General features: G+C 29.1%; 3 protein-coding genes, 2 tRNA genes and 3 rRNA genes. 1 reads left to right on the forward strand and 7 read right to left on the reverse strand.

Annotation, left to right across the window (positions count from 1 at the left end):
• A 16S ribosomal RNA gene (locus tag C1715_RS00030) occupies positions 1-86 on the reverse strand; the annotation flags it as partial.
• 667 nt (positions 87-753) lie between these two features.
• Here C1715_RS00030 and C1715_RS00035 point away from each other — a divergent pair.
• Positions 754-1,815 (forward strand): DUF2804 domain-containing protein, encoded by a 1,062-nt coding sequence (locus C1715_RS00035; protein WP_180963940.1) that lies wholly within the window; start codon positions 754-756, stop codon positions 1,813-1,815.
• A 126-nt stretch (positions 1,816-1,941) separates the two neighbouring features.
• On the opposite strand, the gene abc-f is transcribed toward C1715_RS00035, so the two are convergent.
• From abc-f to C1715_RS00060, 6 genes are all read right to left on the reverse strand, one after another.
• Positions 1,942-3,852, reverse strand: coding sequence for a ribosomal protection-like ABC-F family protein (abc-f, locus tag C1715_RS00040; protein WP_102398657.1), 1,911 nt, complete (start codon positions 3,850-3,852; stop codon positions 1,942-1,944).
• Positions 3,853-4,281: 429 nt separating this feature from the next.
• On the reverse strand, positions 4,282-4,407 hold the full coding sequence (locus C1715_RS19930; RefSeq protein ID WP_278320070.1) for a hypothetical protein: 126 nt from the start codon (positions 4,405-4,407) through the stop codon (positions 4,282-4,284).
• A gap of 356 nt (positions 4,408-4,763) precedes the next feature.
• Positions 4,764-4,839 (reverse strand) — tRNA-Ala (locus tag C1715_RS00045).
• Between the two features lie 3 nt (positions 4,840-4,842).
• Positions 4,843-4,919 (reverse strand) — tRNA-Ile (locus tag C1715_RS00050).
• Between the two features lie 4 nt (positions 4,920-4,923).
• Positions 4,924-5,040 (reverse strand): 5S ribosomal RNA (gene rrf, locus C1715_RS00055).
• A 128-nt stretch (positions 5,041-5,168) separates the two neighbouring features.
• Positions 5,169-5,384 (reverse strand): 23S ribosomal RNA (locus tag C1715_RS00060); the annotation flags it as partial.

A 5,384-nucleotide genomic window follows, 5' to 3' on the forward strand; every position in this document is an offset into this window, starting at 1 on the left:
CCCCGAAGGGAACTTCATCGCTCGACTTGCATGTGTTAGGCACGCCGCCAGCGTTCGTCCTGAGCCAGGATCAAACTCTCAATTTAAAGTTCAATCTCAAACTCAAATTCACTGACTTTATGATTTATCATCATCATCTCTGTTTAATTTTCAAAGACCAGTTTTTTTCTGTCGCTTCAAGCGACTTAATCATTTTACCACATTAAATTTAAATTGTCAACACTTTTTATTTTTGTTTTAATTTAAATTTTTATGGGTCTACGCCGCAGTTATTAGCGACATGTGTTATTTTATCATAAAAAGTTTATATATCCTCTAAGAAAAGTCTGTTTATAATAAATTATTATTAATTTATTTAATATATCTCATTATTAATTTACTTTTCATATATAGATACACCTGGATTAGTTATTTATGTATAAACATTATTTTATCACAACTATGAAAGTATTATTCCAAAATAATCTATAAAAGTAAAAATAAAAGTCATAATTATGTTATTATATAAATCAAGAATATTATTATTTTCTTATTCAACTACCAATTTTACAAGTGCCTTTGTTGTAAGTATATTTATTTACAAGATATTTGCATATTTCATGTAAAATTTTATAAAATTTTTATATAGAGGTTTGTGCATAAAAGTTATAAAATTTTTATAAGGAGGTTTTATGCGTACAAGTTATAAATATTTCTGGTAGTAGTGTGTTAAAGATGCTACACCTTATATATTTTTGTAATCTTTACGCAAAAATGATTATTATGGGGCTATCAAAACAAAATGATTATTCATTTAAAGAAAAAGAATTAAATACTAATTCCTGTTACACTTTATGTACTAAAGATAATTCTCTAAATATCAATTCTGTAGGCTGGAGTAGAAATCCAAAACACAATTGCAATATAAAAGATCACTGGCTTAGAAAGAAAAAATTCAACTACTGGAACATATGTAATCAAGAGTACCTATTCAATATAACTGTAACTAATTTTGATTATGTAGGATTAATCTCCATTTATCTTTTAGATATAAAAAATAAAACTCAAACTGAAAAAAGTTTTAAAGTTCCTTTTGCTGTTGGATGCAACCTTCCAAATAAAGTATATGATAATATAGCTATTTCTAAAAAGGGCTTCAACTTAAATATAAACAATAGTCAATATAAAACGGAGTTACAAGTTTACTGTTCAAATTTTAATAACCACACTTTAAAAGGTAATTTTATAATTAATAATAATTTAAAACATGAAACTTTAAATGTAGTTATCCCTTGGAGTACTAAAAAATTTCATTTTACCTCTAAACAAAACTGTCTCCCTGTTTCAGGTGCTCTATGCATGGATGAAACTAACACTATACTATTTAGCATTAATACTTCTTTTGCTTCTTTAGACTTTGGTAGAGGATTATGGCCCTACAATACCTTTTGGAATTGGTGCTCTTTTTCAGATAAACATAATGAGATGAATTTAGGTATTAATTTAGGCAGTGGATGGACAGATAAAACTGGATTAAACGAAAATGCCATAACTGTAAATGATAAAATTATAAAAATAAGTGATGATGTAGAATTCATATATGATAAGTGTAATGTTATGAACAAGTGGTATATACGCACTAAAAACTCTGATAAAATAACTCTAACATTTTCTCCTTTTATAGAAAAACGAATGAAGACTAATTTTCTAATAGTAAGATCAGATTTTTGTCAACTTTATGGATATTTTTCAGGCAAAATAATAGATGAAGATAACAAAGATTTAAATATAAATAATATTTTTGGTACAGTAGAAGAGCACACTGCTAAATGGTAACAATGAGGCTATCGCATTAAAGGATTCACATACAATATATTGTTTTGCAAGTTTAAAGTTAGCACAATATATAGTAGGATTTATTCTTAGTGCGACAGCTCCATAAACTTTAATTTTATAATAGTACTAAACCAAGTTTATCCATTCTTCCATTAGTATATCTACTTGATTTTCTAAAATAGCCTTTTGTTCACAAATCTCATTTAGCTTCTGAAAATCATAGCTATATTGAGCCATGTTATTGTTTAATTTATCAATCTGATTTTCAAGAGTATTAATTTTTACTTCTAATTGCCTTAACTTATATTTTATATTTTTTTCTTTATTTTTATCATAAGTTACTTTTTTATTTTCTTTATTGCTATTTTGTTGAATAATACCCTTTTCTATATTATTTTCTTTATTAATTAATAATTTTTCCTTCATACGTTTTTGCTTGTAATATTCATAATTTCCTCCATAATTAACAAGCTTTTTATTTTTTAATTCCACAATCCTATCACTAAGAGTATTTATAAAATACCTATCATGTGATATAAGCAATACTGTTCCTTGAAATTCTAAAAGAGCCTGTTCTAATGTTTCTCTTGAATCTATATCTAAATGATTAGTAGGTTCGTCAAGTACTAAAAAATTTATATTATTAAACATCAACTTACATAGCTTCAATCTGCTTTTTTCCCCACCTGATAGATTTTTAACTTTTTTGAATACGCTTTCTCCATAAAACATAAATCTTGCTAAATATGCTCTAGCTTTTCCTTCAGTTATTACAATGTCTTCCATGAAACACTCCAATATAGTATGTTCATCATTATTAAATATAATATTTTGTGGTAAATATCCAATATTAACACCTGCGCCTAATTGGATTTTTCCATGATCTGCACTATACTCATTAATCAACATTTTAATTAAAGTAGATTTACCACTTCCATTTTTCCCAATCAGAGCAACTCTCTCCCCATATCTTACATACATATTTGCGTCATTAAATAGGATTTTTTTATCAAATTTCTTTACTAACCCCTCCATACAAACAACATCTTTTCCTGATCTATCATTACTATTAAATATAATTTTCATATTATCTCTTTCTAAAATAGGTTTATTAATTCTAGTGATTTTATCCAACCTCTTCTGAATACTTTCAGCTCTTTTAAAGAATTTTTCATTCTCACCTCTTCTCCCCCATTCTCTCAAGTCTTTTATTGATTTTTCCATTGCTTTAATTTTCTTTTGCTGTTCTTCAAATGCTTCTAGTTGCAAAAGTGTTCTTTTCCTCTTTTCCCTTATATAATCAGAATAATTTCCTTTATAGATTTGAGAATCCATATCTTCAATTTCTACTATCTTACTAACCACACTATCCAAAAAATATCTATCATGAGATACTATAACCACGACACCTTTATATTTTGAAAGGAATTCCTCTAACCATTCCATTGCTTCCATATCCAAATGATTAGATGGCTCATCGAGAAGTAAAATATCTGGATTTTGTAAGAGTATTTTTCCTAGAATCACCATACTTTTTTCCCCACCACTTAACACTTCAAATTTTTGAACTTTAAGTCCTTCCGTAATACCCAGCCCTGTACAGACTTTGCTTAAATTCTCTTCCATTTCATATCCACCTTCATGCTCAAAAGCTTGCTGAAGGTCGCCATACTTCTTAATTATAATATCCAATTCTTTACCAGATAAATTACTCATTTGCAATTCAAAATTTCTCATACTTTTAAGTATGCCCTCTTGCCTTTCGAAAGCAGTTTTTAAAACATCTAAAACAGTATACCGTCTAGGATATTTGGGAATTTGATCTAAATATCCTAAAGTAGCACCTTTCTTTATCATAATTTCTCCTTTATCTTGTTTCTCGATTCCTGATATTATTTTTAATATAGTTGTTTTACCTGTTCCATTTCTCCCTATAATACCTATCTTCTCTCCAGTTTTCACTTCAAAAGTAATATTATTAAATATTTTGGTTGCTCCATAATATTTTTCCACTCCACTTAATGCTAATTCTATCATTTATATCTCTCCCTACTTATATCTACTTATTTTAATATTGTTTAAGCCGACAAAAAAAGTCCAAACAACTAATCGCTGCCTGAACTTTTTTCTAAAATAGTATATTTTATTATTAATAATTTTTTATCATAGCACCTAACACTTACTATATAAAAATGTACCTTAATAATTTTTTATTTAAGTAAGTACTGTAATTGAAATTTAGCAATTATTATTTTTGCAAATAACTATTGTTATATACCAACTTACAGTATTTACTTTACTACTAAAAAATAAATTAAAAGTTTAAATCTGCATTTTATACTAGTATTTGTGCAAAATTTATTAATATGTTACTTATTAATGTAAAATAAAAATCCAGACAAGCAACCGCTATACCTGGATATACATTCTTAAATTTAATTATCGGCATAAAATGGCTCACTTGCTTTAGCTAACATTATATTTAATTTTAGACGCACTACCCCCTAGGTACATTGTTAAATTAAAACAAATTCCAAATATAGAAATTGGTAGTATATCTAAAACAGTATTAACTAAAACCAAGTTTTTCATTTTCACACCTCCTAAATAAAAACTAAATAATCATGTATAATTGTAACACATATTGAAATAATCTACAATATATTTCTAATACAAATTGTTGGTTGTGACAAACTAATATACATTCTACAATCAAAATACTAAATTCTCTATTAAAACAAAGTCATCTTCTATTTCAATATTACAAAATAAGTGCTCTTCACTCAACACCAATTTCAATACAGTTTCTACTTCTTTATCGGCTAATTTTTTTCTGCAATCATATTACAAAAAAATTAATATTTTTCTCTTATTTTGATTTACTTAAAAGCCTATATATCACCATTTTAGCTACAAATAAAAAAAGACAATCAAATATGACTGTCTTTTGGTGGAGAATAAGGGATTCGAACCCTTGACCCCCTGCGTGCAAGGCAGGTGCTCTCCCAGCTGAGCTAATCCCCCATATGGTGGACCTTCAGGGACTCGAACCCCGGACCTACCGGTTATGAGCCGGTTGCTCTAACCAACTGAGCTAAAGATCCAATAACCTGGCGACGACCTACTCTCCCACAGGGCTTCCCCTGCAGTACCATCGGCGCTTTGAAGCTTAACCGTCCTGTTCGGAATGGGAAGGGGTGTTACCTTCAAGCCATAATCACCAGATGCTATAGTTCTTAGGTCTTTAGACCTTAGAAATATAGTACTCCTCAGCTCTGCTGAGCGAGTTTCCTTTAAAAGAACTTATTGTTCTTTCAAAATTGCACAGTGTGGAAAATCTTTAGTTAATTAATTTGATCAAGCCCTCGACTTATTAGTATCGGTCAGCTGAACATGTTACCATGCTTACACCTCCGACCTATCAACCTGGTAGTCTTCCAGGAGTCTTACTAGCTTACGCTATGGGAAATCTAATCTTGAGGTGGACTTCACGCTTAGATGCTTTCAGCGTTTATTCCTTCCCAACATAGCTACCCAGCTATGCCACTGGCGTGACAACTGGTGCACCA

It is taken from the genome of Haloimpatiens massiliensis (assembly GCF_900184255.1).
Classification (GTDB): domain Bacteria; phylum Bacillota; class Clostridia; order Clostridiales; family Clostridiaceae; genus Haloimpatiens; species Haloimpatiens massiliensis.

Excerpts from the sequence above, each read along its gene's own strand:
- C1715_RS00035 (WP_180963940.1), top strand. The coding sequence starts at position 754 with ATGATTATTATGGGGCTATCAAAACAAAATGATTATTCATTTAAAGAA.
- abc-f (WP_102398657.1), bottom strand. The coding sequence starts at position 3,852 with ATGATAGAATTAGCATTAAGTGGAGTGGAAAAATATTATGGAGCAACC.
- C1715_RS19930 (WP_278320070.1), bottom strand. The coding sequence starts at position 4,407 with ATGAAAAACTTGGTTTTAGTTAATACTGTTTTAGATATACTACCAATT.